Raw genomic sequence first — 25,290 nt, 5'->3', positions numbered from 1 at the left:
ACTGGTCGCGAGATCAGCCGATAACTGAAAGACCCTTGGTTCGGACTCTCAGTTTATCTCCTCATCAGGCTAATCACGGTTATTTGACCCGGCTCTTGCCGGGTCTTTTTTTGCCTGGGTTTTATGAACCCGGTACATCGCTGCAGCCACGACGAACCTCAGCGGGCAATGACCAATGGATGACCTAGTTCAGGATGGGGCTGCACCAGCACATCCAGGCCAAACACGGCCTTGAGCAGTTCCGGGCGCAATACCTGCGCCGGCGTACCCAGGGCATGGGGGCGGCCGTTTTCCAGCAGCAGAATGCGGTCACAGTAGCGCGCCGCCAGGTTCAGGTCGTGGAGGATCACCAGCACAGCCGCGCCACGATCAGCAAAGCTGCGGATCGCCTGTAAGGTGGTGTGCTGGTGCAGCGGGTCGAGCATCGACGTCGGTTCGTCCAGCAATAATGTCTGCCCCGCCTCGCCCGGCCAGAGCTGCGCCAGCACTCGCGCCAGGTGCACACGCTGGCGCTCGCCGCCAGACAAGGCCAGGTAACTGCGCCCGCTCAAGTGGCTCACGTCAGCGGCCTGCAAGGCGGCGTCGATGATTTCAGCGTCGCGCGCCCGACCGGTCTGATGGGGCAGTCGTCCCATGCCCACCACTTCCTCGACGCGAAACGCGAAATCCAGGGTCGACACCTGTGGCAGCACCGCCAGCCGCTGGGCCCGTTGCGCACCCTGCCAATCCTTGAGTTCGCGGTCATCCAGCCAGACCTGGCCTTCATCCGCCTGCAACTGCGCGCACAACGCGCCCAGCAACGTACTTTTGCCGGCGCCATTGGGGCCAAGCACACCCAGGACTTCACTGGGCTTCAGGTCCAGGGTCACGTCGGTCAATACGGTTTTGCGACCGCGGCGGATCTGCAGGTTTTCCACTCGCAGCATCAGGCGCGCCCTCGCAACAGCAGGTAAAGAAAAAACGGCGCGCCAATAAAGGCGGTAACAATGCCAATGGGCAACTCAGCGGGCGCCAGGGCCAGGCGGGCCACCAGGTCGGCGAATAACAACAGGCTCGCCCCCGCCAGCACCGAGGCCGGCAGCAGCACGCGATGATCCGGCCCCGCCAGCAGGCGCACCAGATGCGGCACCACCAGCCCGACAAAACCAATCAACCCCGCTGCGGCGACCGCGGCGCCAACCCCCAGGGCCGTGCAAAACACCAGCTCACGCTTGAGCCCCTCGACATTGATCCCCAGATGACTGGCTTCCGACTCCCCGAGGAGCAAGGCATTGAGCGCCTTGGCCCGGCGCGGCAGCCACAGCGCCACCCCGGCACTGACCAGCAGCAACGGCCACAGCCGCGAGTAACTGGCGCCATTGAGGCTGCCGAGGTTCCAGAACGTCAGGGTGCGCAAGGTGGCGTCATCCGCCAGGTAAGTGAACAGGCCCACCGCCGAGGCCGCCAGGGCGGTCAGGGCGATACCGGCCAACAGCATGGTTGCGACATTGGTCTGGCCATCACGCCGCCCCAGGCGATAGACCAGCGCCGTCACGCCCAAGCCACCGAGGAATGCACACAGCGACAGCAGATACGGCCCCACCGCATCCGGCAGGCCACCAAAGGCCGCGCCGCCGACGATAGCCACCGCCGCCCCGAGCGCGGCGCCACTGGACACACCAACCAGCCCCGGGTCGGCCAAGGGGTTGCGAAACAACCCCTGCATGGCCACCCCCGACAGCGCCAGCACCCCGCCGACCGCCAACCCCAACAAGGTGCGCGGCAAACGGATCTGCCCCAGAATCAACTCTGCCTGCTCCAGCCCCTGAGCCTCAAGGGGCACGCCAAGCAAGCGTAACGCGGCGCGCAATGTGTCGAGCAACGGCAGGCTGACAGGCCCCAAAGCCAAGGACAGCCAGATCGCCAATACACACAACAGGCTCAGGCCTATAAACAGGGCGCGTGGTTTAACCAGAGTGGTCATGGGGCGGCTTGGGTTTTAGCGGGGTAGAACCCGGCGGACAAGGCTTGCAGGCTGGCCGGCAACCGTGGGCCCAGGCCCCCGACCAACAAGGTGGGGTCCAACTCAACGACCCGACCGGTCTTGGCCGCCGAGGTGTTCGCCAGAATCGGATTTTCCTTGAACAAGGCTGCGCGGGCCGCCTCGCCACTCAGGGCACGGTCGGAGAACACCAGCACTTCAGGGCTCAGCCCCGCCAGGGACTCCACCGAAAACGGCTTGTACCCGGTGTGCGTCGCCAGATTGCGCCCACCGGCTTGTTGCAGTACCCAATCGGCGGCGGTGTCCTTGCCGGCGATCAATGGCTTGCCGCCAGCATGCCCGAGCACCAACAGCACGCCTGGGGCCTTTTGCCGGGTTTGCGCCTGGGTCACGGCGTTTTTTTGCAGGTTTAGTTGCTGTTGATACGTACTGAACAGTGCCATGGCCCGATCTTCAGCCCCCAGCAGCGTGCCCAAGTGTTGCAGGTTGCCTTGCAGGGTCGGTAAGTCAGGCTGTGCGGAAAACAGCTCCACTTGCACCCCGGCATTGCGAATCTGCGCCAGCACCGGGGGCGGTCCCATTTCCTCAGTGCCCACCAGGATTTGCGGGCGCAGGCTCAAGATCCCTTCGGCCGACAGCTGGCGCTGGTAACCGATACTGGGTAATGCCTTGAGCGATTGTGGGTGCTGGCTAGTGGTGTCGACGCCCACCAGCTTTGACTCGCCCCCCAGGGCCACCACCCACTCCGACAACGCCCCGCCGGCGCTGACCCAGCGTTGTGGCGGTTCAGCGGCTTGCGCCACGTGGTTGACCAGCAGTCCGACAACAAGCGCAATAGCGCTGGTACTCAGGCGCATAAAAGGGTTTCCTTCCAGGGGGTGGAGCCAGTCATGCGACCGTCTGAGCACGCAGTCAGCTAACAGGCGAAGCCGGCATTTGATAATTGTTTGCATTTGAACGTCAAGCACCGGGCTCACCCGCAAACCCTGGATCACTCTACAGCCCTTGACCCGCACCACCTGAGAACGCTTATGAAGTTTCTATGCCCCTCCCACGAACTGGCACCCGACAGCAGCCGCGGCTTCGATATCGACGGCCGCAAGCTGTTTGCCGTGCGCCGCGAAGGCCGGGTGTATTTCTATATCAACCGCTGCCCTCATCGCGGCGTTCCGCTGGAATGGCAGCCGGACCGCTTTCTCGATCCCAGCGCGAGCATGATCCAATGCGCCACCCACGGCGCGTTGTTTCTGATCGAAAACGGTGAGTGCGTGGCCGGCCCGTGCGCGGGCCAAAGCCTCAGCCCCCTGCCCGGCCGCGAAGACGCACAGGGGTTGTGGGTGCAACTCTAGTCGTTGAGCAACACCGTCAATGGCCGATCAATATAGATTTGCTGCGCCCCCACCTGCACGCCGTACGCCAGGACTTCCACCCCGGCAGCTTTGGCTTCACGCAGTGCCGCCGCGTAGCCCGCGTCGATTTCCTCGGCCGGCCTTACGCTGTCGATGCCCGACAGGTTCACACAGTACAACTGCACCGCCCGCACGCCGCTGCGGGCCAAATGCGCCAATTCGCGCAAATGCTTGGCCCCACGCTGAGTCACCGCATCGGGAAACGCCGCGACAGAGGTGCCGTCAAACCCCAGGGTGACACTTTTGACTTCGACATAGGCCGCGCCGTCGGGATAGTCCAGGCGAAAGTCGATGCGGCTTTTTTCCTGGCCATACGGCACTTCACGCTTTAGTCCGGTAAAGCCATTGAGCTCGGTGATCACCCCGGCATGCAGCGCTTCTTCGACCAACGGGTTGGCACGCGCGGTGTTGACGCACGCCAGGCGACCCTGGGGCGTTTCAGCGATTTCCCAGGTGCCCGGCAGCTTGCGCTTGGGGTCGTTGGAGCGGCTGAACCAGACTTGTCCGCCCTCGACCATGCAATTGAACATCGAGCCCGTGTTCGGGCAGTGAATGGTGAGCAACTCGCCGGTAGCGGTTTCGATATCGGCCAGAAAACGCTTGTAGCGGCGAATCAGCCGACCTTTTTCGAGGGGAGGATGAAAGCGCATCAGCCTTGCCAGCTCCGCAAACCACGGGCAATCCGCTCCACCGCTTCCTGTAGTCGATCGAGATTTTGCGTGTAGGCAAAACGCACATGATGCCCCGCCTGGAAGCGACCGAAATCCAACCCGGGCGTGAATGCCACGTGCTCGGTTTCAAGAAAATGCCGGCAAAATGCAAAGGCATCGCCACCAAAGGCGCTGATATCGGCATACAGGTAAAACGCCCCTTCAGGCTCGACCGCAATACCAAAACCCAACTCGCGCAAGGCCGGTAGCAAAAAGTCTCGCCGGCGACCGAATTCGGCCCGTCGCTCTTCAAGGATCGCCAGAGTCTGCGGGGTAAAGCAGGCCAATGCCGCATGCTGGGCCATGCTCGGCGCGCTGATGTACAGGTTCTGCGCCAGCTTCTCCAGTTCGCCCACGGCTGCAGGGGGCGCCACCAGCCAGCCCAGACGCCAGCCGGTCATGCCGAAATACTTTGAAAAACTGTTTAAGACAAACGCCTCGTCATCCACTTCCAGCACGCTGGCCGCGTCAGTGCCGTAGGTCAGGCCGTGATAGATCTCATCCACTACCAGGTGGCCGTTGCGGGCCTTGATCGCGCTGGACAGGCCCGCCAGTTCATCACGGGTCAGGATGGTCCCGGTCGGGTTGGCCGGCGAAGCGACCAAGGCCCCCACGCTGTCCTGATCCCAGTAGCGCTCCACCAGATCGGCAGTCAGTTGGTAGCGCACCTCGGGGCCGACCGGCACCAGTTGCGCCGCACCCTCTACCAAGCGTAGGAAATGCCGGTTGCAGGGGTAGCCCGGGTCCGCGAGTAACCAATGCTTGCCGGGGTCCACCAGCAGGCTACTGGCCAGGAGCAAGGCTCCGGAGCCGCCCGGGGTGATCAGGATGCGCTCGGGGTCGATACTCAAGCCATAACGCTGCTGGTAGAAGCCACTGATGGCCTCGCGCAGTTCCGGCAAGCCACGGGCGGCGGTGTAGCGGGTTTTGCCGTTGGCCAGCGCGGCCTGGCCGGCCTGGATGATCGGTTCGGCGGTGGTGAAGTCCGGCTCGCCGATTTCCAAATGAATCACATCATGGCCTGCGGCCTGTAGCTCATTGGCCCGCGCCAGTAACGCCATGACATGAAAAGGTTCGATAGCTCGACTGCGAGCACTGTAGGGCTGAGCCATTAGCCTTCCTTAACAATGAGGACAAAATCGGGATTCTACCGAACCCGCGAGGTAAAACATGCTCTATTGCCTGCCTGGCCCAGGGCAATGAGCCGGGCAAGCACCTGCAAAACGACTAAAATCAACATTCGAGACAATGTATACCCAGCCATTGCCGGTCGCAGCAGTTTGCAACCCCGGCAGGACGGGCCTCGACAACCGGGAGTGGCGCACCCCGAAGCTATCTGGTAAGTTCGCCCGCTTGCAGCCGCAGGGCCGGCAGGTGTCGGTGATGTTGCAATCCTGCGCAATGGATTAGAAGAGTGAGAGGCGGTCTATTCATGTCCACCCAAGCAAAGCAACAGCAGACTCAAGGTCTCGGCGGCTTCGAACCTTACGTAGAAAAGAAGGGCGAAGAATACATGGGCGAGCCCATGCGCGAGCACTTCACCAAGATCCTGAACAAGTGGAAACAGGACTTGATGCAGGAGGTCGATCGTACCGTTGGCCATATGAAGGACGAAGCAGCCAACTTTCCTGACCCGGCAGACCGTGCCAGCCAGGAAGAAGAATTTGCCCTGGAATTGCGTGCGCGCGATCGCGAGCGCAAGTTGATCAAGAAGATCGACAAGACGCTGCAACTGATCAAGGACGAAGAATACGGCTGGTGCGAATCCTGTGGCATCGAGATCGGTATTCGTCGCCTGGAAGCCCGTCCTACCGCAGACATGTGTGTGGACTGCAAGAACCTTGCAGAAATCAAGGAAAAACAGGTCGGCAAGTAATCCCTGCCGGGCCGAACAAATGGGGCGTGCAAACGCCCCATTTTTGTTTCTGGGGTTTGGCGGTTTTCCAGTAATATCCAGGCCATGACAGCCTCTCCCTATATCGGGCGTTTCGCCCCCACCCCCAGCGGCCATTTGCACTTCGGCTCCCTGGTTGCAGCCCTCGCTTCCTATCTCGACGCCCGCGCCAATCAAGGCCGCTGGCTGATGCGCATGGAAGACCTCGACCCTCCCCGTGAAGAGCCCGGCGCCCAGGCGGCAATCCTGCATGCTCTGGAAAGCTATGGTTTTGAATGGGACGGGGAACTGGTCCGACAAAGCGAGCGGCATGATGCCTACGCCAAAGTCCTGAACGACATGTTCAACCATGGCCTGGCCTACGCCTGCACCTGCTCACGCAAGCAACTGGAACCGTATAACGGCATTTACCCGGGCCTGTGCCGCAACGCCGGCCACGCTCAGCAGGATGCTGCCATTCGCCTACGGGTTCCCGAACTGGAATACCATTTCACTGACCGCGTACAAGGCCAATTCCGACAACACTTGGGCCGCGATGTAGGCGATTTCGTCATCCGCCGCCGCGACGGCCTGTATGCCTACCAACTGGCGGTGGTGCTCGACGATGCCTGGCAAGGTGTCACCGATATCGTGCGCGGCGCCGACCTGCTGGACTCCACGCCGCGCCAGCTGTACCTGCAAGAACTGCTGGGCCTGCGCCAGCCGCGCTACCTGCATGTACCGCTGATCATCCAGCCGGACGGTAACAAGCTGGGTAAATCCTACCGCTCGCCGCCGCTAACGCCCGACCAGGCCACACCTCTGCTACTCAGGGCCCTGCGCGCCCTCGGCCAGCAGCCGGGGGATGAGCTGCTCCACGCCAGCCCACAGGAACTGCTCGGTTGGGGCATCCGGCACTGGGATGCCACCCGGATCCCGCGCACACTGACCCTGGCCGAAGCGCAATTGCACTGAAGACGCTTGCAGCCTGCCAACCATCCGTTAACATCGCCGCAGTTTTTCAATCAGAGGCCAACATGTACATCTATCGATTGGTCCTGCTGCTGGTCGTCGGGATCTACCTGTTTTCTCCCGCCATCATGGACTGGTGGATCGACGCCACGGGCGCCTGGTATCGCCCCTATCTGCTGTGGTTGATCCTGATCGTCGTGACTTTCATCCTGCAGAGCCAAAAAGATGCCGATGAGCTTTAGCCTGACCCAGATGCTGCTGATCAGCGCCGCCTACCTGGCCGCGCTGTTCGGGGTGGCCTGGATCAGTGAGCGTGGGATGATCCCGCGGGCGATCATTCGCCACCCGCTGACCTACACCTTGTCCCTGGGCGTCTATGCCAGCGCTTGGGCGTTCTATGGCACGGTGGGCCTGGCCTACCAATATGGCTATGGGTTTCTTTCCAGCTACCTCGGGGTATCCGGGGCCTTCCTGCTGGCGCCGGTGCTGCTGTACCCGATCCTGAAAATCACCCGCACCTACCAACTGTCGTCGCTGGCTGACCTGTTTGCCTTCCGCTTTCGCAGCACCTGGGCCGGCGCGCTGACCACGATCTTCATGCTGATCGGCGTGCTGCCGCTGCTGGCCCTGCAGATCCAGGCAGTGGCCGATTCCATCGGTATTCTTACCCACGAGCCGGTGCAACATCGGGTGGCCCTGAGCTTTTGTGCGCTGATCACCCTGTTCACGATTTTTTTCGGCTCGCGGCATATCGCCACCCGGGAAAAACACGAAGGCCTGGTGTTTGCGATTGCCTTCGAGTCGGTGATCAAGCTGATCGCCATCGGTGGCGTGGGCTTGTACGCGCTGTACGGGGTGTTCGACGGCCCGCAACAACTTGAGCTGTGGCTGCTGCAAAACCAGACCGCCCTCGCCGCCCTGCACACTCCGCTGCAGGAAGGCCCCTGGCGCACGTTGCTGCTGGTGTTCTTTGCCTCGGCCATCGTCATGCCGCACATGTACCACATGACCTTCACCGAGAACCTCAACCCGCGTTCGCTGGTCAGCGCCAGCTGGGGCCTGCCCCTGTTCCTGTTGCTGATGAGCCTGGCGGTGCCGCTGATCCTCTGGGCCGGGCTGAAACTGGGGGCCACCACCAACCCGGAATACTTCACCCTCGGCATCGGCATCGCCGCCAACAGTAAATCCCTGGCGCTGCTGGCCTATGTCGGTGGGTTATCGGCGGCCAGTGGCTTGATTATCGTCACCACCCTGGCGCTGTCGGGCATGGCCCTCAACCACCTGGTGCTGCCGCTGTATCAGCCGCCCGCCGAAGGCAATATCTACCGCTGGCTGAAATGGACACGCCGCGCGCTGATCGTGGCCATCATCATGGCCGGCTATGGCTTCTACCTGCTGATGGCGGCCGAGCAAGACCTGGCCAACCTCGGCATTGTGGCCTTCGTCGCCACCTTGCAGTTCCTGCCGGGGGTATTGTCGGTGCTGTACTGGCCAACCGCCAATCGGCGTGGGTTTATCGCCGGGCTGCTGGCGGGAATCCTGGTGTGGCTGGTGACCATGCTGCTACCACTGGTCGGCAACCTGCAGGGTTTCTACATCCCGCTGCTGAACATGATCTACGTGCTGGATGACACCAGTTGGCACATGGCAGCCATCGCCTCACTGGCGGCCAACGTACTGATGTTCACCCTGATCTCCCTGTTCACCAACGCCAGCCCCGAAGAAACCAGCGCGGCCGAAGCCTGCGCGGTGGATAACGTACGCCGCCCGCAACGCCGCGAACTGCATGCCGCCTCGCCCCAGGAATTCGCCACGCAACTGGCCAAGCCCCTGGGCGCCAAGGCTGCACAAAAGGAAGTGGAACAGGCACTGCGCGATCTGTACCTGCCTTTCGACGAGCGCCGCCCCTATGCCCTGCGCCGCCTGCGCGACCGCATCGAGGCCAACCTGTCCGGGTTGATGGGCCCCAGCGTGTCCCAGGACATGGTCGAGACCTTCCTGCCCTACAAGGCCGGCGGCGAAAACTATGTAACTGAAGATATCCACTTTATCGAGAGCCGGCTGGAAGACTACCACTCACGCCTCACCGGCCTTGCCGCCGAACTCGATGCCCTGCGCCGCTACCACCGCCAGACCCTGCAGGAACTGCCCATGGGCGTGTGCTCCCTGGCCAAGGACCAGGAGATCCTGATGTGGAACAAGGCCATGGAAGAGCTGACCGGCATCGCCGCCCAGCGCGTGGTCGGCTCGCGCCTGACCACCATCGGCGATCCCTGGCGCGAGTTGCTGCAGGGCTTTATCAACCTGCCCGACGAACACTTGCACAAACAGCACCTGGCCCTGGATGGCCAGACCCGCTGGCTGAACCTGCACAAAGCGGCCATCGACGAACCCCTGGCCCCAGGCAACAGTGGCTTGGTATTGCTGGTCGAAGACCTCACTGAAACCCAGATGCTCGAAGACAAGCTGGTGCATTCCGAGCGCCTGGCCAGTATCGGGCGCCTGGCGGCAGGCGTGGCCCACGAGATCGGCAATCCGATCACCGGTATCGCGTGCCTGGCGCAGAACCTGCGCGAGGAGCGCGAAGAAGACGACGAAATCACCGAAATCAGCGGGCAGATCCTCGAGCAGACCAAACGCGTCTCGCGCATCGTGCAATCGCTGATGAGCTTCGCCCATGCCGGCGGCCACCAGAATCACGATGAAGCGGTGTGCCTGGCTGAAGTCGCCCAGGATGCTATTGGGCTGCTGGCCTTGAACCGGCGTAATTTCGAAGTACAGTTCTATAACTTGTGCGATCCGGAACACTGGGTGGTCGGCGACTCACAACGCCTGGCCCAGGTGCTGATCAACCTGCTGTCCAATGCCCGCGACGCGACACCCGCCGGCAGTGCGGTAAGGGTCAAGAGCGAGGCTTACGAGCACACGGTAGACCTGATCGTCGAAGACGAAGGTAGCGGTATTCCACAGAACATCATGGACCGATTGTTCGAACCCTTCTTCACCACCAAGGATCCTGGTGAAGGTACCGGTCTGGGCCTTGCACTGGTCTATTCCATCGTTGAAGAGCATTATGGACAAATCACCATCGACAGCCCGGCTGACACCGAAAGCCAACGCGGCACCCGTATTCGGGTGACCTTGCCGCGTCATGTCGAAGCGACGTCCGCTGTGAACTGAGACCGTCGAGAGAATTGAATCAATGCCGCACATTTTGATCGTCGAAGACGAAACCATTATCCGCTCTGCCTTGCGTCGCCTGCTTGAACGTAATCAGTACCAGGTCAGCGAAGCCGGCTCGGTGCAGGAAGCCCAAGAGCGTTTCAGCATTCCCACATTCGACCTGATTGTCAGTGACCTGCGCCTGCCTGGCGCGCCCGGTACCGAACTGATCAAGCTGGGCCAGGGCACGCCGGTGCTGATCATGACCAGCTATGCCAGCCTGCGCTCGGCCGTAGACTCCATGAAGATGGGCGCGGTGGACTACATCGCCAAGCCCTTCGACCACGACGAAATGCTCCAGGCCGTGGCGCGCATCCTGCGTGACCGCCAGTCGACCAACAGTGCCCCGGCGGAACGGCCGGCCGGCAAGACCGCCAGCGAAAAACCCGGGGTCGACAACAGCAATGGCGAAATCGGCATCATCGGCTCCTGCCCGCCCATGCAGGATCTGTACGTCAAGATCCGCAAGGTTGCGCCCACGGACTCCAATGTCCTGATCCAGGGCGAGTCCGGCACCGGCAAAGAGCTGGTGGCCCGCGCCCTGCACAACCTGTCCAAACGCGCCAAGGCCCCGATGATCTCGGTGAACTGCGCGGCAATCCCCGAATCCTTGATCGAATCCGAACTGTTCGGCCACGAGAAAGGTGCCTTTACCGGCGCCAGCGCCGGACGCGCCGGCCTGGTGGAAGCGGCGGACGGCGGCACGCTGTTCCTCGACGAAATCGGTGAGCTGCCCCTGGAAGCCCAGGCACGCCTGCTGCGCGTATTGCAGGAGGGCGAGATTCGCCGGGTCGGCTCGGTGCAGTCACAAAAAGTCGATGTGCGCCTGATCGCCGCGACTCACCGGGACCTGAAGAGCCTGGCGAAAATCGGCCAGTTCCGCGAAGACCTGTATTACCGCCTGCACGTAATCGCCCTCAAGCTGCCGGCCCTGCGCGAACGCGGTGCCGACGTCAACGAGATTGCCAATGCATTCCTGTTGCGCCAGAGCGCGCGCGTCAACCGTACCGACCTGACGTTTGCGGCCGACGCCGAGCAAGCTATCCGCCACTATTCGTGGCCAGGTAACGTGCGCGAGCTGGAAAACGCCGTGGAGCGGGCTGTGATTCTTTCGGAGAGCCCGCAGATCTCCGCCGAGCTGCTGGGCATTGATATCGAACTGAGTGACCTGGACGATGACGACTTCATTGGCCTGGCACCACAACAGGGCGGCAGTAACACCAGCCATGAGCCTACAGAAGACTTGTCCCTGGAAGACTACTTCCAGCACTTCGTCCTGGAGCACCAGGACCATATGACCGAGACCGAACTGGCGCGCAAACTGGGTGTCAGCCGCAAGTGCCTGTGGGAACGGCGCCAGCGCCTGGGCATTCCACGGCGCAAGACCGGGGTTGCCAGCGAAAGCTGAGGTCAACTCACATTGGGTAACACCCCAAACGTGAAAAAACTGTTACCTCAGATATTCACGTAACAAAAAGCCGGGGCTTACGGTAACGAAGCCCCGGCTTTTTTTCGCCTGCCAAACACCCAAAACCCGGCCATCCCCCTGATTTTGCTGGGGCTCGCAAAAGTTGGCACGCACCCTGCTATATGCTTAGTACAAGAACAATAAAAAGCACCGTACACACACAATAAAAATAAGACGAATCGACTCACGCACAATAAAAACAACACGGCGGAGGCGCAGCTAACTGATTCTTTTGGAGAGGCGTTGCATTTGGGGCTTGCCCCGCAACCAGGCCGAGAACAACAAAAACTGCCCTAAGGCAGAGCCTGAACTGGTTGGATCATTGATCATCGCAACACAGCGACCAAAGCAATCCGTTTGCTCTTGACTCCCGATTGGGAGTGTCATGAAGGTCAAATCTCATGGCGAGGGCGATCAACAAAAACAAGAAGCCCGAAACCAATAATAAAAATAGAGCACGCAACTACTTTCTGGGGGAGCTTCGGCTCCCCTTGTAGTTTCTGCGATTTGAGCGCCGCACCGGCTTATTTAAGCATCTGGCTCAACGCTTGCAGCTAGTTCCTACACCATCCCCTGACTAAATGCTAGAATCCCGGCCCATCATGCGGTCATTCTTCGTTATGGCCGAACATTCCTTCAAACAGTGCATCCCATGCTGAAGAAGTTGTTCCAGTCATTCCGTTCCCCCTTGCGTCGTACGCAACACATTCGCAGCACGCCTGAAGTGCTCAACAGCAATCAACATTCGCTGCAGCGCGCCCAGTTCAGCCGTTATGCGGTGAACATCGTCGAACGCCTGCAGAACGCTGGCTACCAGGCCTACCTGGTCGGTGGTTGTGTGCGCGACATGTTGCTCAACATCACTCCCAAGGATTTCGACGTCGCCACCAGCGCCACGCCTGAACAAGTGCGCGCCGAGTTTCGCAACGCGCGGATCATCGGTCGGCGCTTCAAGTTGGTGCATATCCACTTTGGTCGCGAGATCATCGAGGTCGCCACCTTCCGAGCAGGCCACCCGCAAAACGATGAAGAGGAAGACAGCAACCAGTCTTCCCGCAACGAAAGCGGACGCATCCTGCGGGACAATGTGTACGGCACCCTGGAAGAAGACGCGCAACGCCGCGACTTCACCATCAATGCCCTCTATTACGATCCGGTCAGCGAGCGCATCCTCGATTACGCCAACGGCGTACACGATATTCGCAACCACCTGATCCGCCTGATCGGCGACCCTACGCAGCGCTACCAGGAAGACCCGGTGCGCATGCTGCGGGCCGTGCGCTTTGCCGCCAAGCTGAACTTCGGCATCGAGAAACATACGGCCGCGCCGATTCGCGAGCTGGCGCCGATGCTGCGGGAAATCCCTTCGGCACGCCTGTTCGAGGAAGTGCTCAAGCTGTTCCTTTCCGGGCATGCCGCCGACACCTTCGAAATGCTGGTGGACCTGCAGTTGTTCGACCCACTGTTCCCGGCCAGCGCCGATGCACTGGAGCACAACCCCACGTACACCCACACGCTGATCAGTGAAGCGTTGATCAACACTGACCTGCGGATCAAACAGAACAAACCGGTGACCCCGGCATTCCTGTTTGCCGCCCTGCTCTGGCCGGCGCTGCCCGCCCGCGTGCTGCGCCTGCAGAACCGTGGCATGCCGCCGATTCCAGCGATGCAGGAAGCCGCGCACGAGTTGATCGCCGAGCAATGCCAGCGCATCGCAATCCCCAAGCGCTTCACCATGCCGATCCGCGAGATCTGGGACATGCAGGAACGCCTGCCACGGCGCAGTGGCAAACGTGCCGACCTGCTGCTGGACAACCCGCGCTTCCGTGCCGGCTATGACTTCCTGCTGCTGCGTGAAAGCGCCGGCGAGCAGACTGATGGCCTGGGCGAATGGTGGACCGACTACCAGGACGCCAATGACAGCGAACGTCGCGAGATGATTCGTGAACTGAGCAGCAAAGGCGAACCCACTGGCGACGGCCCGAAAAAGCGCCGCCGCAGCAGCGGTAGCAAACGCAAGCGCAGTGCCGCCGATACCTCTGGCGAATAAGCACCGTGGAGCGTATCTACATCGGCATGGGCAGCAACCTCGCTGCCCCGCAACAGCAATTGCGCAACGCCATCGAGGCGTTGGCGCAGTTGCCGAACACCACATTCGTCGGTGTTTCTGCCTTCTACCAAAGTGATTCCCTGCTTCCCGGCCAGCCCCGCTATACCAATGCGGTGGCGGCGCTGAACAGCACCCTCGCGCCACTGGAACTGCTGGATGCGCTGCAAGCCATCGAGAACGACCAGGGTCGCGAACGCCTTGAGCGTTGGGGCCCGCGCACCCTGGACTTGGATATCCTGCTGTTTGGCGATCGCCTGATTGATGAGCCGCGCCTCAAGGTGCCTCATTACCAGATGCATCTAAGGGCTTTTGTGTTGTATCCACTTGCCGAACTGGCACCGGCCACTTTGCAACTGCCTGACGGCCGCCTACTCAGTGATCTGCTCGATCAATGCCCATTCGTCGGCCTGGAACGCCTGCCTCCTGCTTGACTCAAGCCCTGTGGGCGCTGGCCGAGCACGCCTTTTACCTGCTGAATCGCATCAGTAACAGCGGTAACACCCCGCTCGTAACAATGCGGTAACACATCCAATTGACTTCCAGAGTCCTCCTCACGACTATAGGCGTCCCGCTGCCGCCAACCCGGCGCTGAAGGGCGCAATCCAGGCCTTATAAGCACTGCTCTGAAGAAAGTGCGCCTGTATAAACGAAGACTCACGCGCGTTACTCGCTGTTTCCAAGCGCCTGAACGAGGACCCTTTTCATGCCAGACATTACCCTGACCACCTTGCAGAGCCTCAAACTCAAGGGTGAAAAAATCACCATGCTGACCTGCTATGACGCCACGTTCGCCCAGGCTTGCTGCCAGGCCGGGGTCGAGGTGTTACTGGTGGGCGACTCCCTGGGCATGGTTCTTCAAGGGAATGACAGCACCCTCCCCGTCACCACCGATGAACTTGCCTACCACACCGCCAGCGTCAAGCGCGGTAACGAAGGCGCGTTTATCATCGCCGACCTGCCGTTCATGGCTTACGCAACGCTTGATCAGACCTTCCAGAACGCCGGCAAGCTGATGCAGGCCGGGGCACATATGATCAAGATCGAAGGTGCCTTGTGGCTTGCCGAGTCGATCCGCTTGTTGGCCGAACGCGGCGTTCCGGTATGCGCACACATGGGCCTCACGCCACAGTCCGTCAATATCCTGGGTGGCTACAAGGTCCAGGGCCGTAATGAAGCCCAAGCCCGGCAGATGCGGGCCGACGCCATCGCCCTGGAGCAGGCCGGCGCTGCAATGATTGTGCTCGAGTGCGTGCCTAGCGAACTGGCGGAAGAAATCACCCAGGCGGTGAAAATCCCGGTGATCGGCATTGGCGCCGGCAGCGCGACCGACGGCCAGGTCCTGGTGCTGCACGACATGCTCGGCCTGAACCTCACCGGCCGCGCCCCCAAATTCGTGAAGAACTTCATGACCGGCCAGGACAACATCCAGGCCGCGCTGAGCGCCTACGTGGCTGAAGTCAAAGCCGTTACCTTCCCTGGCCTCGAACACGGATTCTCTGCATGAACACCGTAAAAACCCTGCGCGAACTGCGGGCCGCCGTCACTCACGCGCGTAACGCCGGCAAGCGCATTGGCTTCGTGCCGACCATGGGCAACCTGCATGCCGGCCACGCTACGCTGGTGACGCGCGCCGCCGAACAAGCCGACTTCGTGGTGGCGAGCATTTTCGTCAACCCACTGCAGTTTGGCGCCGGTGAAGACCTGGACAAGTACCCGCGCACTCTGGCCGCCGACCAGGAAAAGCTGCTGGTGGCGGGCTGCAACCTGCTGTTCGCCCCCACCGTCGACGAGATGTACCCCGACGGCATGACGGTGCAGACCCGGGTCAGCGTGCCGCAACTGTCCGAAGGCCTGTGCGGCGCCAGCCGCCCGGGTCACTTCGAGGGCGTGGCGACGGTGGTGAGCAAGCTGTTCAACATGGTCCAGCCTGACCTCGCAGTGTTCGGGCAAAAGGACTACCAGCAACTGGCGGTGATCCGCGCCATGGTGCGCGACCTGAACATGCCGATCCAGATCATTGGCGAGCCCACCGTGCGCGCCGAGGACGGCCTGGCGCTGTCCTCGCGCAACGGTTACCTGACTGAAGAACAGCGCGCCATCGCCCCGGTGCTGTACCGCAGCCTCCGTCATATCGCCACCGCCATTGAAAACGGCGACCGCGACTTCGCCAAGCTGCGGGCCGAGCAGGTCCAGCACATCGAGGCCGCCGGCCTGCGCATGGACTACCTGGAAGTCTGCCAGGGCCAGCACCTGCGTCCGGCAACCGCCGAGGATCGTGATGTGGTGATCCTGGTCGCCGCGTACCTGGGCGCAACACGGTTGATCGACAACCTGCACCTCAACCTCAGCGCTTAAGCCTGGCAATCTCCCCATGTGGGAGCGGGCTTGCCCTCGATGGCGGACGGTCAGTCGATGTATTTGTCGCTGACCCAGCACCATCGCGGGCAAGCTCGCTCCCACATTCAGTTTTTAGCGCCTCCCAGGCCCCGGTATAAAAAAGTACCGGCTTGCGCGCAGACAAAGCCAAGACATATCGACACGCTAGGTTTAATGTAATCGCCCGGCGTTATAGTTAGCGCTGTCTGGAACCCAAACCTTGATACAAAACTGGATGTTCCGGGTTTAGAAGTGTCCTAAAAGCAGTCCCAGTAATAAAAAGGAAACCCGCAGCGATGGCGTATTACCGCACCCCTCATGACGTTACCGCTCTGCCCGCCTGGCAAGCGCTCAATCAACATCGCCAAGCCATGCAGGATTTCAGCATGCGCGAAGCGTTTAATGCCGATCCCCAGCGCTTTACCCAGTTCACGTTGAGCAGCTGCGGACTTTTCCTCGATTACTCGAAAAACCTGATTACCCCTGAAACCCGCGACCTGCTGGTGGGCCTGGCCAACGAAGTCGATCTCAAAAGCGCAATCAAGGCGCTGTTCGATGGCGAGCCGGTCAACTCTTCGGAAGGTCGTCCGGCGCTGCACACCGCACTGCGCCGCCCGGTGGGCGACAAGTTGTCGGTCAACGGCACCAATATCATGCCCGACGTGCACAAGGTGCTGAACCAGATCACCGACCTGGTGGGCCGCATCCATGACGGCCTGTGGCGTGGCTACACCGAGAAGCCGATCACCGACGTGGTCAACATCGGCATCGGCGGTTCGTTCCTCGGCCCAGAGCTGGTCTCCGAGGCACTGTTGTCCTACGCCCATAAAGGCGTGCGCTGCCACTACCTGGCGAATATCGATGGCAGTGAATTCCACGAGCTGACCCAGAAGCTGCGCGCCGAGACCACGCTGTTTATCGTCTCGTCGAAGTCCTTCAACACCCTGGAAACCCTGAAAAACGCCCAGGCCGCCCGCGCCTGGTACCTGGCCCAGGGTGGCTCGGAAGCCGAGCTGTATCGCCACTTTATCGCCGTGTCGAGCAACAACGCGGCGGCCGTGGCCTTCGGTATCCGTGAAGAGAACATCTTCCCGATGTGGGATTGGGTCGGCGGCCGTTACTCGTTGTGGTCGGCCATCGGCTTGCCAATCGCCCTGGCCATTGGCATGTCCAACTTCAAGGAACTGCTGTCGGGTGCCTACACCATGGACCAGCACTTCCAGACCGCGCCGTTCGAGGCAAACATGCCGGTGCTGCTGGGCCTGCTGGGTGTGTGGTACGGCAACTTCTGGGGCGCCCAGAGCCACGCGATCCTGCCGTACGACCACTACCTGCGTAACATCACCAAGCACTTGCAACAGTTGGACATGGAATCCAACGGCAAGAGCGTACGCCAGGACGGCACGCCGGTTTCCACCGATACCGGCCCGGTTATCTGGGGCGGCGTGGGCTGCAACGGTCAGCACGCGTACCACCAGTTGCTGCACCAGGGCACCCAGTTGATCCCGGCCGACTTCATTGTGCCGATCGTCAGCTTCAACCCGGTCTCCGACCACCATCAGTGGCTGTATGCCAACTGCCTGTCCCAGAGCCAGGCGCTGATGCTCGGCAAGACCCGCAGCGAAGCCGAAGCAGAGTTGCGTGACAAAGGCATGGCCGAAGACGAAATACAAAAGCTGGCGCCGCACAAGGTGATCCCGGGCAACCGCCCGAGCAACACCCTGGTGGTGGAGCGGATCAGCCCGCGCCGTCTGGGCGCGCTGGTGGCGATGTATGAACACAAAGTATTCGTACAAAGCGTCATCTGGGGCATCAACGCCTTTGACCAATGGGGCGTGGAGCTGGGCAAGGAACTGGGCAAGGGCGTCTACAACCGCCTGACGGGCGCCGAGGAAACCTTGGCCGACGATGCCTCGACCCAAGGCTTGATCAACTACTTCCGTGGTCGTCACCGCGGTTGATGTGATCGGCACTACAATCAGGGATTGAACCTGCACAAGCGCCCCCTGGGGGAGCTGGCTTGCCAGCTCCCCCAGGGACCAGCCTTGAACTCTTGTCTCTATAACAAGAAGAGGGATCCCTAATGTTCGATATCAGCCAGTTTCCCCATGCCGATGCAGTGCGCCGGGGCGCGCAACTCAGTCAAGAGGGCTACCAGCGCCTCTATCGGCAATCCATCGAACACCCCGATACGTTCTGGGCCGAACAGGCCAAGGCGCTGCTCGACTGGATCACGCCCTGGCAGACCGTCCAGCACTGCGATATCAACACCGGCGCCGCGCAGTGGTTTGCCGGTGGCCAGTTGAACGTCAGCTACAACTGCATTGACCGTCACCTGGCGCAACGCGCCGATCAGCCGGCCTTTATCTGGGAAGGCGATGATCCTGCAAAATCTTCCAAAATCACCTACCGCCAACTTCACCAAAACGTCAGCCGCCTGGCCAATGTGCTGAAAAGCCGTGGCGTGAAAAAAGGCGACCGGGTGTGTATCTACATGCCGATGATTCCGGAAGCCGCCTACGCGATGCTGGCCTGCACGCGGATTGGTGCGGTGCATTCCGTGGTGTTTGGCGGGTTCTCACCGGATGCCCTGCGCGACCGTATCCTGGATGCCGACTGCCGCACCGTGATCACCGCCGACGAAGGCGTACGCGGCGGTAAACCGGTGGCGCTGAAAAAGAATGTCGACAAGGCCCTGGCCAGCTGTCCGAATGTCACGACGGTGCTGGTGGTGGAACGAACCGGTGCGGCCGTAGCCTGGACTGAAGGGCGCGACCTCAAGTACCAACAGGCGGTGGACGCGGTCAGCGACGCATGCCCGCCCGAGCCGATGGCTGCCGAAGACCCGCTGTTTATCCTCTATACCTCCGGCAGTACCGGCAAGCCCAAGGGCGTGCTGCACACCACCGGCGGCTATCTGCTGCAAGCGGCGATGACCTTCAAATACGTGCTCGATTATCGCGAGGGCGAAGTGTTCTGGTGCACCGCCGATGTCGGCTGGGTCACGGGCCATAGCTATATCGTGTACGGGCCGCTGGCCAATGGCGCCACCTCCCTGATGTTCGAGGGTGTGCCGAGCTACCCGGACAGCTCGCGCTTCTGGCAGGTGATCGATAAACATCAGGTGAATATTTTCTACACCGCGCCCACCGCCCTGCGGGCCTTGATGCGCGAGGGTCATGGCCCGCTGGAAAGTACGTCCAGGGCCAGCCTGAGATTGCTCGGCAGTGTCGGCGAACCGATCAACCCGGAAGCCTGGGAGTGGTATTTCAACGCCGTCGGCGAGCAGCGCTGCCCGATTGTCGATACCTGGTGGCAGACCGAGACCGGCGGCATCATGCTCAGCCCGCTGGTCAGCGCCCAGCGCATCAAGCCCGGCTGCGCGACCCAGCCGATGTTTGGGGTGCAGCCGGTATTGCTCGACGAGCAGGGCAAGGAAATCAGCGGCGCCGGCAGCGGCGTCCTGGCGATCAAAGCCAGTTGGCCGGGGCAGATCCGCAGCGTGTATGGCGACCCGCAGCGGATGATCGACACCTACTTCAAGCCCTACCCCGGCTACTACTTTACCGGCGACGGTGCGCGGCGCGACGAGGATGGCGACTACTGGATCACCGGGCGTATTGATGACGTGATCAACGTCTCCGGCCATCGCATCGGCACCGCCGAGGTGGAAAGCGCGCTGGTGCTGCATGACAAAGTGGCCGAGGCTGCCGTCGTCGGCTATCCCCATGACCTCAAGGGCCAGGGCATCTATGCGTTTGTCACACCGATGAATGGCGTCGAGCCCAGCGATGCGCTGAAAAAACACCTGCTGGACCTGGTCAGCAAGGAAATCGGCGGCTTTGCCAAGCCGGAGCTGATCCAATGGGCGCCGGCCTTGCCGAAAACCCGTTCAGGCAAGATCATGCGGCGTATCCTGCGCAAGATCGCCTGTAACGAACTGGACAGCCTGGGCGATACCTCGACCCTGGCCGATCCGAGCGTGGTCGACGGCCTGATCGACAAGCGCCTGAACCGATAGGAACCCCCAAGCCACCATGGAATTTCTGCGCAACCGTATCGAATCCCAACTGATGAGCCTGACGGGGCTGTCCCTGGGCAATCTGGACCTGGAAAGCCCCAAGGGCGACCCAGGGCTGTTCGGCCCGGACTCGGTGAGCTGGAAGGTCCATGGTGACTTCAGCAGCATGCTGATCGGGGGTATCAGCGCCTTGATGTTGCAGGCGCTTCATCCCCTGGCGCTGGCCGGCGTGTGGGACCATTCGAATTTTCGCCAGGACATGCTTGGGCGTTTGCGCCGCACTTCGCAGTTTATTTCCGGTACTACGTTTGGCTCGCGCCGCGACGCGTTATGGCTGATCGAAAAGGTGCGCACCATCCACCTGCAAGTGGTCGGGCACGCACCTGACGGGCGCCCCTACGCGGCCAGTGATCCTGAATTGCTGACCTGGGTTCACGTCGCCGAAGTCAGCAGCTTTCTGGCGGCGCATTTGCGCTACAAAAACCCGGATCTATCGCCCAGAGACCAGGATCGGTATTACAGCGAGATTGCCCTGGTCGCCGAACAACTGGGGGCTCGCCACGTGCCGCGTTCAAGGCAGGAAATTGCTGATTACCTGCAACGTATTCGCCCACAACTGCTGTGTGACGAACGCAGCCGCGAAGTACTGCGCCTGTTGCTCGATGCCCCGGCTCCCAGCGCCCTGGCCAAGCCGTTCGGGGCGCTGATGATGCAGGCCGGGATCGACCTGCTACCGGACTGGGCGGGTGACATGCTGGGTCAACAGCAAAGCCCGCTGCAACGCCAACTGATCCGCGCCGGGGTCAGGCGCAGCGCGCCGCTGCTGCGCTGGGCGATGCGCAATGGTTCGGTGCAACGGGCCCACAGGCGGATGGGCCTGCTGTAACGACACACACCCTGTGGCACCTGGCCTGCCCGCGATACTGATCGACCTGCACCCGCGCCATCGCCGGCAAGCCGACGCCCACAGGAGCTGTTAAACTTGCGCGCTTCAATTCCCCAGCAAGGCGCGCTCCATGTCGTCCCTGAATCAGGCGCTGCGCGCCGCCCTCGATCACCGCCAAGACCTGCTCGCCGAGCTGCATGCCCAAGGCACCGATTGCTATCGGCTGTTTCATGGCAGCCAGGAAGGCGCGGGGGGCCTGACCATCGACCGTTACGGCCCGCAATTGATGGTGCAGAGCTTTCACCAGTCCCTGGACAGCGATGCGCTCCTGCAATTGCACCTGATGATCAACCAGTACCTGGGCCTGGAGTTGCTGCTGGTCTATAACGACCGCTCCCGAGGCAACTCGCGTATCGACCGCGAAGACACGGTGTACCGCGCCGAACCTGCGGCCCTGGAAGACCTGGTTGGCCACGAATGGGGCCTGAACTATCGCGTGCGCGGTCGCCACCCGGGGCAGGACCCGCTGCTGTTCCTGGACCTGCGCAATACCCGCGGCTGGGTCAAGGCGCACAGTGCCGGCAAAAGCGTGCTGAACCTGTTTGCCTACACCTGCGGCGTCGGCCTCAGTGCAGCGGCCGGCGGGGCCCGCGAGGTATGCAACCTGGACTTCGCCGAGGGCAACCTGGCAGTCGGTCGCGAAAACGGCGAGTTGAACCCTCAACTGCCAGCCATGACGTTTGTACAGTCCGATTACTTCCCGGCAATCCGCCAACTGGCCGGGCTGCCGATCACCCAGCGTCGCGGGCAAAAACTGCCGAGCTACCCGCGCCTGGAGCAACGTCAATATGACCTGGTGCTGCTCGACCCACCCGCCTGGGCCAAGAGCGCCTTTGGTACCGTGGACCTGATGCGTGACTACCAGAGCCTGCTCAAGCCGGCATTGCTGGCCACCGCGCAAAACGGTGTACTGATCTGCTGCAACAACCTGGCAAAGGTCAGCATGGATGACTGGCGCGAGCAGGTCTTGCGCTGTGCTGAAAAGGCTGGCCGCCCCGTACGCGACTGGACAGTGATGACACCCGGCGCTGACTTTCCCTCACAAGACCAGCAGCCGCCGCTGAAGACTCTGATCCTGCAGTTGTAGGATTGCCCTGAAAGAACCTGACTGGCGTAATAAAGGCGCGGTTCTTCGGAACCGTAAACCCGTGCCATACTCCAAGGCACTCCTGATCGACATAGATGGCGTCACCCATGCCCAAAGGATTGATTCGCGCCACAGGCGCCTTGCTGACCGCCCTTGCACTCTACAGCTTGCTGGGCTTTTTGATTCTGCCCGGTATTGCGCTTCGCGTTGCCAACCAACAGTTGGCCAATTACGCTACCGTGCCGGCCCGTATCGAGCGTATCGAGCTCAACCCGTTCAGCCTGGAACTGACCCTCTGGGGCCTGAAAATCGGTGAGCCGGGCAAGGAACAGGTGGGCTTTGAACGCCTCTATGCCAACCTGCAGATCGACAGCCTCTGGACCCGCGCCCTGCACCTGGCCGATGTGCAGTTGGACAAGCCGAAGACCGAAATCCTCTTCGACAAGACCGGTACCCTCAACCTGGCACAACTGTTCAAGTTGCCGCCGAGCGAACCGACACCCGATGACCCCGAAAGCAAACCGTTCCCGCTGCGCATCGAACGCATCAAGCTGGCGAGCGGTTACGTGCACTTCGAAGACGTGCGCCCCAGCGAGCCTATCGAGTTCCTCTACGACAAACTCGACTTCGAGCTGAAAAACCTCAGCACCCTGCCCGAAGACAATGCCGACATGACCCTGGTCGCCGCAGGCCCCGAGGGCGGGCAGATCGACTGGACCGGCAATTTCAGCCTGGTGCCGATCGCCTCTGAGGGTAAGTTGAAGGTCACAGATGGCAAGATGAAAGTCTGGTGGCCCTATGTGCGGGACGCCGTGCCCCTGGTCTTGGAAGACGGCACCCTTAATTTCAGTACCGACTACAAGCTGAACCTGGCCAAAGAAACCGAACTGAACCTGACCAACGTCTCGGCGAGCATCGCGCCGTTCGCGATCAAGGCCCCGGATGGCCGGCCACTGGCCCGCCTGGAGCGCCTGGATGTCAGCGAAACCTCGATCGACCTGGCCAAGCAGCAAGTGATCGTGGGCAAAATCCGCAGTAACAAGCTCGAAACCTGGGCCGCCCGTGAAGCCGATGGCCAACTGGACTGGCAGAAACTGTTCGCCAGCCAGCCGAGCAAGCCAGCCACCAAGCCTGAACCAGCAAGCGCTCCCGCCGCGGCCGATTCGCCAAAACCCGAGTCGACAGCGCCGAGCAGGCCTTGGCAAGTGCTGCTCAAGGATGTGCAACTGCGTAACTATCAGGTGCACTTGGCTGATCGCCAGGTAAAACCTGCGGTGGCCCTGGAGCTGGGCCCGCTGAATGTCGATGTACAAGACTTCGACAGCCTCAATCAAAGCCCCTTCACCCTCAAGATCGACAGTGGCCTGGGCAAGCAGGGCAAGATCCAGGCGAGCGGCCAGGTCAACCTGAACCCGGTCAGCGCCAAGTTGAAAGTCGACACCAAGGATATCGACCTGCGGGTTGCCCAGTCCTATATCAGCCCCTTTATCCGCCTGGAACTGCGCAGCGGCATGCTCGGCAGTAACCTCGATGTGAACCTCAAGAGCACCGAGCCCCTCGCGCTGCAGATCACCGGCCGCGCCCAAGTGGATCAGCTGCACACCCTGGACACGCTCAAGACCCGCGACTTCCTCAAGTGGCAGCGACTGGTGGTGGAAGGCTTGAACTACCAGCACGGCAACAGCCTGTCGATCGACAAGATCAACCTGCTGCAACCCTATGCGCGCTTTATGATCAACGATGATCGCACCACCAACGTCGATGACCTGCTGATCCCACAGCCTGCCGACAGTGGCGCCAAATCGACGGCCAAATCCAGCGCGAGCAATGAAAAACCCCTGGGCATCCGTATCGGGCAGATCGCGATCAATGACGGCTCGGCCAACTTTGCCGACTTCAGCCTGACACCGAACTTTGCCACGGCGATCCAGCAACTCAATGGCCAGATCGGCACCATCGACAGCCGCCAGGCCAAACCCGCCAGCGTGGACATCAAGGGTAAGGTTGACCGCTATGCACCCGTGACGATCAAGGGCAGCGTCAACCCGTTTGACCCGATGGCCGCGCTGGACATCGCCACCAGCTTCAAACGCGTCGAGCTGACCACCCTGACACCGTACTCGGGCAAGTTTGCCGGGTTCCGTATCCGTAAGGGCCGGCTCAACCTGGACCTGCACTACGTGATCACCAAGGGCCAGTTGAAGGCCGAGAACAAGGTGGTGGTAGAGCAACTGCAACTGGGCGAGAAAGTCGACAGCGCGGACGCGGTGGACCTGCCGATTCGCCTGGCAATTGCCCTGCTCAAGGACACTGACGGCAAGATCTCCATCGAGTTGCCGGTGACCGGCGACTTGAACAACCCGCAGTTCAGTGTGATGCCGATCGTCTGGCAGACCCTGCGCAACCTGGTAGTGCGCGCGGCAACGGCGCCGTTCAAGTTCATTGGCGGGCTGGTGACCGGTGGAGGCTCGCAAGACCTGGGCAACGTGTCGTTCGCCGCAGGCTCCAGCGCCCTGAGCAAAGACGCCGAGTCGGCCCTCAACAGCCTCGCCAAAGCCCTCAAGGAGCGCCCTGCCCTGCGCCTGGAAATCGAAGGCACTGCGGCAGCCAGCAGCGATGGTCCGTTCCTGGCCGCCGAGCGGCTTGAGCGTGAGTATCAGTACAACTACTACAAGATACTCCAGCGCCGTGGCGATAAAGTCCCGGCCCAGGCGTCATTGCTTGTAGTACCGGAAAAGGAAAAGGCGCCACTGCTCGAAGGCATCTATCGCACCCGCTTGAAGCAACAGCCACCGGCTGAGTGGAAAGACCTGGGCAGCGATGAGCGCTCGGCGAAGCTGCGCGACGGCGTGATCAAGTTCTGGAGCGGCAGTGATGTGCTGCTACGCAAACTGGGCCAGGACCGCGCGAGTGCAATCAAGGACTATCTGGTCGACAAGGGCCAGTTGGAAGACGATCGGGTGTACTTCATTGATGCCAGCCTCGGCCAGGCCGAGAAAGATGGCCGGGTAATTACGCCAATGCACCTGGATGCCGAGTAACTACCGGCACCATAAGTCCAAAGTGTGGGAGCTGGCTGCCTGCTCCCACACTTGATCTGCATAATCCGCAGACA

Annotated in this window: 20 protein-coding genes; 15 read left to right on the top strand and 5 right to left on the bottom strand. The window is 61.4% G+C overall.

Annotation, left to right across the window (positions count from 1 at the left end; translation table 11 throughout):
- Positions 1-158: 158 nt before the first annotated feature.
- The 3 genes from PSH73_RS03800 to PSH73_RS03790 are packed head-to-tail and all read right to left on the bottom strand — an operon-like array spanning position 159 to position 2,838.
- A complete protein-coding gene (locus tag PSH73_RS03800; RefSeq protein ID WP_057440153.1) occupies positions 159-926 on the bottom strand; it encodes a heme ABC transporter ATP-binding protein in 768 nt (255 codons plus the stop codon).
- On the bottom strand, positions 926-1,963 hold the full coding sequence (locus PSH73_RS03795) for an iron ABC transporter permease (protein WP_057440154.1): 1,038 nt from the start codon (positions 1,961-1,963) through the stop codon (positions 926-928). Before PSH73_RS03795 ends, PSH73_RS03800 begins: the two co-directional genes overlap by 1 nt.
- On the bottom strand, positions 1,960-2,838 hold the full coding sequence (locus tag PSH73_RS03790; RefSeq protein ID WP_057960642.1) for a hemin ABC transporter substrate-binding protein: 879 nt from the start codon (positions 2,836-2,838) through the stop codon (positions 1,960-1,962). Before PSH73_RS03790 ends, PSH73_RS03795 begins: the two co-directional genes overlap by 4 nt.
- Positions 2,839-3,012: 174 nt before the next feature.
- On the opposite strand from PSH73_RS03790, the gene PSH73_RS03785 reads away from it, so the two are divergent.
- Positions 3,013-3,330 (top strand): Rieske (2Fe-2S) protein, encoded by a 318-nt coding sequence (locus PSH73_RS03785; RefSeq protein ID WP_057960643.1) that lies wholly within the window; start codon positions 3,013-3,015, stop codon positions 3,328-3,330.
- Here the strand turns inward: PSH73_RS03785 and sfsA are convergent.
- Both sfsA and PSH73_RS03775 read right to left on the bottom strand, forming a co-directional pair.
- Positions 3,327-4,040 (bottom strand): DNA/RNA nuclease SfsA, encoded by a 714-nt coding sequence (gene sfsA, locus PSH73_RS03780; protein WP_057960644.1) that lies wholly within the window; start codon positions 4,038-4,040, stop codon positions 3,327-3,329. The two genes, PSH73_RS03785 and sfsA, sit on opposite strands and share 4 nt — an antisense overlap.
- Positions 4,040-5,212 carry a pyridoxal phosphate-dependent aminotransferase gene (locus PSH73_RS03775; RefSeq protein ID WP_057960645.1) on the bottom strand — a complete coding sequence of 391 codons (1,173 nt, stop codon included), beginning with the start codon at positions 5,210-5,212 and terminating at the stop codon, positions 4,040-4,042. The genes sfsA and PSH73_RS03775 overlap by 1 nt, the downstream gene beginning before the upstream one ends.
- A gap of 320 nt (positions 5,213-5,532) precedes the next feature.
- Between PSH73_RS03775 and dksA the strand changes: the two genes are divergently transcribed.
- The 14 genes from dksA to PSH73_RS03705 all read left to right on the top strand — a co-directional run bounded on the left by dksA (position 5,533) and on the right by PSH73_RS03705 (position 25,216).
- Positions 5,533-5,976 (top strand): RNA polymerase-binding protein DksA, encoded by a 444-nt coding sequence (gene dksA / locus PSH73_RS03770; RefSeq protein WP_057440158.1) that lies wholly within the window; start codon positions 5,533-5,535, stop codon positions 5,974-5,976.
- A gap of 84 nt (positions 5,977-6,060) precedes the next feature.
- On the top strand, positions 6,061-6,948 hold the full coding sequence (gluQRS, locus tag PSH73_RS03765; RefSeq protein WP_057960646.1) for a tRNA glutamyl-Q(34) synthetase GluQRS: 888 nt from the start codon (positions 6,061-6,063) through the stop codon (positions 6,946-6,948).
- A gap of 62 nt (positions 6,949-7,010) precedes the next feature.
- Entirely contained in the window at positions 7,011-7,187 is a 177-nt protein-coding gene (locus PSH73_RS03760) for a hypothetical protein (protein WP_003176118.1), read from the top strand.
- On the top strand, positions 7,171-10,125 hold the full coding sequence (locus PSH73_RS03755; protein WP_170045325.1) for a sensor histidine kinase: 2,955 nt from the start codon (positions 7,171-7,173) through the stop codon (positions 10,123-10,125). The genes PSH73_RS03760 and PSH73_RS03755 overlap by 17 nt, the downstream gene beginning before the upstream one ends.
- 22 nt (positions 10,126-10,147) lie before the next feature.
- On the top strand, positions 10,148-11,575 hold the full coding sequence (locus tag PSH73_RS03750; protein ID WP_170045326.1) for a sigma-54 dependent transcriptional regulator: 1,428 nt from the start codon (positions 10,148-10,150) through the stop codon (positions 11,573-11,575).
- 712 nt (positions 11,576-12,287) lie between these two features.
- A complete protein-coding gene (locus PSH73_RS03745) occupies positions 12,288-13,685 on the top strand; it encodes a polynucleotide adenylyltransferase PcnB (RefSeq protein ID WP_057960649.1) in 1,398 nt (465 codons plus the stop codon).
- 5 nt (positions 13,686-13,690) lie between these two features.
- Positions 13,691-14,176 carry a 2-amino-4-hydroxy-6-hydroxymethyldihydropteridine diphosphokinase gene (gene folK / locus PSH73_RS03740; protein ID WP_305461966.1) on the top strand — a complete coding sequence of 162 codons (486 nt, stop codon included), beginning with the start codon at positions 13,691-13,693 and terminating at the stop codon, positions 14,174-14,176.
- A gap of 272 nt (positions 14,177-14,448) precedes the next feature.
- Positions 14,449-15,249, top strand: coding sequence for a 3-methyl-2-oxobutanoate hydroxymethyltransferase (panB, locus tag PSH73_RS03735; RefSeq protein WP_305461964.1), 801 nt, complete (start codon positions 14,449-14,451; stop codon positions 15,247-15,249).
- Positions 15,246-16,100, top strand: a complete 855-nt coding sequence (gene panC, locus PSH73_RS03730; protein ID WP_057960651.1) for a pantoate--beta-alanine ligase — start codon at positions 15,246-15,248, stop codon at positions 16,098-16,100. Before panB ends, panC begins: the two co-directional genes overlap by 4 nt.
- Positions 16,101-16,417: 317 nt before the next feature.
- Positions 16,418-18,082, top strand: a complete 1,665-nt coding sequence (gene pgi / locus PSH73_RS03725) for a glucose-6-phosphate isomerase (RefSeq protein ID WP_057440163.1) — start codon at positions 16,418-16,420, stop codon at positions 18,080-18,082.
- 122 nt (positions 18,083-18,204) lie between these two features.
- Complete coding sequence (gene acs, locus PSH73_RS03720) at positions 18,205-20,142, top strand: acetate--CoA ligase (RefSeq protein ID WP_186625359.1); 1,938 nt, start codon at positions 18,205-18,207, stop codon at positions 20,140-20,142.
- Positions 20,143-20,158: 16 nt separating this feature from the next.
- The gene (locus PSH73_RS03715) at positions 20,159-21,028 is read left to right on the top strand and encodes an oxygenase MpaB family protein (RefSeq protein WP_057440165.1); all 870 of its coding nucleotides are present in this window, start codon (positions 20,159-20,161) and stop codon (positions 21,026-21,028) included.
- 130 nt (positions 21,029-21,158) lie between these two features.
- Positions 21,159-22,175, top strand: a complete 1,017-nt coding sequence (locus PSH73_RS03710; RefSeq protein ID WP_305461961.1) for a class I SAM-dependent rRNA methyltransferase — start codon at positions 21,159-21,161, stop codon at positions 22,173-22,175.
- Between the two features lie 107 nt (positions 22,176-22,282).
- Complete coding sequence (locus PSH73_RS03705; RefSeq protein ID WP_128593138.1) at positions 22,283-25,216, top strand: DUF748 domain-containing protein; 2,934 nt, start codon at positions 22,283-22,285, stop codon at positions 25,214-25,216.
- Positions 25,217-25,290: the final 74 nt, after the last annotated feature.

Origin of the sequence: Pseudomonas sp. FP2294 (genome assembly GCF_030687625.1) — a bacterium.
Lineage (GTDB): Bacteria > Pseudomonadota > Gammaproteobacteria > Pseudomonadales > Pseudomonadaceae > Aquipseudomonas > Aquipseudomonas shahriarae.
Note: the sequence above shows the minus strand (reverse complement) of the source record. Positions and strands in the feature narration are given on the sequence as shown.

Excerpts from the sequence above, each read along its gene's own strand:
- PSH73_RS03800 (WP_057440153.1), bottom strand. The coding sequence starts at position 926 with ATGCTGCGAGTGGAAAACCTGCAGATCCGCCGCGGTCGCAAAACCGTA.
- PSH73_RS03795 (WP_057440154.1), bottom strand. The coding sequence starts at position 1,963 with ATGACCACTCTGGTTAAACCACGCGCCCTGTTTATAGGCCTGAGCCTG.
- PSH73_RS03790 (WP_057960642.1), bottom strand. The coding sequence starts at position 2,838 with ATGCGCCTGAGTACCAGCGCTATTGCGCTTGTTGTCGGACTGCTGGTC.
- PSH73_RS03785 (WP_057960643.1), top strand. The coding sequence starts at position 3,013 with ATGAAGTTTCTATGCCCCTCCCACGAACTGGCACCCGACAGCAGCCGC.
- sfsA (WP_057960644.1), bottom strand. The coding sequence starts at position 4,040 with ATGCGCTTTCATCCTCCCCTCGAAAAAGGTCGGCTGATTCGCCGCTAC.
- PSH73_RS03775 (WP_057960645.1), bottom strand. The coding sequence starts at position 5,212 with ATGGCTCAGCCCTACAGTGCTCGCAGTCGAGCTATCGAACCTTTTCAT.
- dksA (WP_057440158.1), top strand. The coding sequence starts at position 5,533 with ATGTCCACCCAAGCAAAGCAACAGCAGACTCAAGGTCTCGGCGGCTTC.
- gluQRS (WP_057960646.1), top strand. The coding sequence starts at position 6,061 with ATGACAGCCTCTCCCTATATCGGGCGTTTCGCCCCCACCCCCAGCGGC.
- PSH73_RS03760 (WP_003176118.1), top strand. The coding sequence starts at position 7,011 with ATGTACATCTATCGATTGGTCCTGCTGCTGGTCGTCGGGATCTACCTG.
- PSH73_RS03755 (WP_170045325.1), top strand. The coding sequence starts at position 7,171 with ATGCCGATGAGCTTTAGCCTGACCCAGATGCTGCTGATCAGCGCCGCC.
- PSH73_RS03750 (WP_170045326.1), top strand. The coding sequence starts at position 10,148 with ATGCCGCACATTTTGATCGTCGAAGACGAAACCATTATCCGCTCTGCC.
- PSH73_RS03745 (WP_057960649.1), top strand. The coding sequence starts at position 12,288 with ATGCTGAAGAAGTTGTTCCAGTCATTCCGTTCCCCCTTGCGTCGTACG.
- panB (WP_305461964.1), top strand. The coding sequence starts at position 14,449 with ATGCCAGACATTACCCTGACCACCTTGCAGAGCCTCAAACTCAAGGGT.
- panC (WP_057960651.1), top strand. The coding sequence starts at position 15,246 with ATGAACACCGTAAAAACCCTGCGCGAACTGCGGGCCGCCGTCACTCAC.
- pgi (WP_057440163.1), top strand. The coding sequence starts at position 16,418 with ATGGCGTATTACCGCACCCCTCATGACGTTACCGCTCTGCCCGCCTGG.
- acs (WP_186625359.1), top strand. The coding sequence starts at position 18,205 with ATGTTCGATATCAGCCAGTTTCCCCATGCCGATGCAGTGCGCCGGGGC.
- PSH73_RS03715 (WP_057440165.1), top strand. The coding sequence starts at position 20,159 with ATGGAATTTCTGCGCAACCGTATCGAATCCCAACTGATGAGCCTGACG.
- PSH73_RS03710 (WP_305461961.1), top strand. The coding sequence starts at position 21,159 with ATGTCGTCCCTGAATCAGGCGCTGCGCGCCGCCCTCGATCACCGCCAA.
- PSH73_RS03705 (WP_128593138.1), top strand. The coding sequence starts at position 22,283 with ATGCCCAAAGGATTGATTCGCGCCACAGGCGCCTTGCTGACCGCCCTT.